Origin of the sequence: uncultured Legionella sp. (genome assembly GCF_937871865.1) — a bacterium.
Lineage (GTDB): Bacteria > Pseudomonadota > Gammaproteobacteria > Legionellales > Legionellaceae > Legionella.
The window spans coordinates 1-2024 of the sequence record NZ_CALMPD010000183.1; the positions used below are offsets into that span (position 1 = coordinate 1).

Here is a 2024-nt window from a genome sequence, read left to right on the forward strand (position 1 = left end):
TGGTCTCATCAGGGCCATAGCCACGTTCACGGCTTTTAAGCTGATTAATGTCCTGGCAAATTAAGTAAAACTTTAAACCATAACCTGCAACAAAGGCTAATGACTCTTGTAGAATATCGAGTTTTCCTAGGCTAGGAAATTCATCAATCATGCAAAGCAGTCGATGTTTATACGTTTTTTTAGCGCTCACATAAGATAATCCTTTGTCATCGGATACACGCTCAAATTCCATTTTGTCTGCCAATAGTCTCACTATCATATTAATCATTACTCTAACCAGAGGTTGAAGCCTGGCCTTGTCATTAGGTTGAGTAACAATATAGAGACTCACAGGATTTTCATTATTCATCAAATCTCGAATACAAAAATCGGAAGACGAGACGTTATGTGCTACCACCGGATCTCGGTATAACGCCAAATAAGATTTTAAAGTAGATAATACAGAGCCTGCTTCTTCTTCGGGTCGGTCTATCATGTCACGCGCAGAGGCTGAAATAACAGGATGGGTTTTGCCTTCAATATGCGGGTATTGCGTCATTTCAATGAGCAGGTCGGCAATATTAATATTGGGATCAACCAGCATACGGTCAATATTGGGAAATGTGGCTGGTTCTCCCTGGTTGTTCAGTTTATAAATCGCATGCAGAATAAAACCAACCAAAAGGGCTTGAGAGGTCTTCTGCCAATGCGTTTCCAATCCTTTACCATCGGGATCAACTACAAGTGTTGCCAAATTTTGCACGTCACCGACCTCTGATTCCGTACCTACTCTGATTTCATTTAGTGGGTTCCAGCGTGCACTTCCTTTTAATGTTGCCGGCTCAAATCGAATGACTTTGTTGTTAGCATGTTTCTGACGCCATCCAGCAGTCATTGCCCAAAGCTCACCTTTTAAATCGGTAATGACGCAAGATTGTTTCCAGGATAGAAGGGAAGGGATCACTAAACCAACTCCTTTCCCTGAGCGGGTTGGTGCATAGGTTAAAACATGCTCAGGCCCATTGTGGCGCAAATAATGAATCTCTCCTTGGTCATCTTCAAATGCCCCAACATAAACTCCTTCATCATGTCCAATGAGGCTCGCATTGTTTAAATCCTCCCAATTAGCCCATCTGGCTGAACCATGGAGGTAATCACTCACATTGTTCTTTTTAAAATATTTGGAAGACAACACGATCATCATTAAAAAGAGACAGCTAATCATGACAATCAGACCAAAGGCGGCATTAAAAGAATCTGGGTAATAGGATTGATATTTAATAGCCCAAATAAAAATCTGCCAAGGCATATAAATATGAGCGAATGAAGTCCCTAAGACATCAGCATAGTGAAATTGATGTGCGAAAAACTGCGTGCCAATTTGCATGCTGATTAAAAATGAAGAAATCACTAACCAGACTATGGTTTTATTTATCTTGCCAGGATTTTTTTCTCTGACTTGAGGGCCTATGGCTTTATTAAGTTTGTTTAGGCTCATTTGCTCTCTCCAGATGCCTTCTGGTTCACAAACTGACTGACTTCATCTGATGTCTCAGTAGCTGAACTAAAGCTACCTCCAGGAGTACCCATAGACAGAATATTTTGTGCGTTGGATTCTTGCGATTCAGAAGCAGATGAATCTACCTTGTTCTGAATTGCCTCAGCAATTTTTCCACCTGTTGTGTCAGCAATTTTTTCAGCAATGGCCTCTTTAACCGAGTTTACTTTTTCACGAGCCACATCCATAGTACCTGATGCTAAATGGGAACCAAAAGAACCTGCAAATTTGGCAGCTGTTCCCATGGCTTCGGCTAAACCACCGGTTTTAGAGCCTTTATCCATTCCTGACAGAGAACTTGTATCGCCAGAGTTGGTTGATTGGCTGGCTGCTTTAAATGCCGCATTGAGTGCGGATAATCCACCACCGCTTTGGGCAAGTACACTACCTGCAGCCCCCGCCATGGCAGCCCCAGCTATTCCAGCAGCTCCCATAGCACCACCCAGACCGAGCCCACCGCCACCACCAGAACCACCTCCTGATACAA

Annotated in this window: 1 protein-coding gene and 1 pseudogene; both read right to left on the reverse strand. The window is 42.8% G+C overall.

Translation table 11 applies throughout. The features are described 5' to 3' along the window. Positions 1 to 1477, reverse strand: a 1477-nt coding sequence (locus Q0495_RS09880; protein ID WP_298625561.1) for a type IV secretory system conjugative DNA transfer family protein, incomplete at its 3' end; no start/stop codon positions are given. Beyond that, a pseudogene (locus Q0495_RS09885) lies at positions 1474 to 2024 on the reverse strand (P-type conjugative transfer protein TrbL); the annotation flags it as partial. The pseudogene Q0495_RS09885 and the gene Q0495_RS09880, both read right to left, overlap by 4 nt.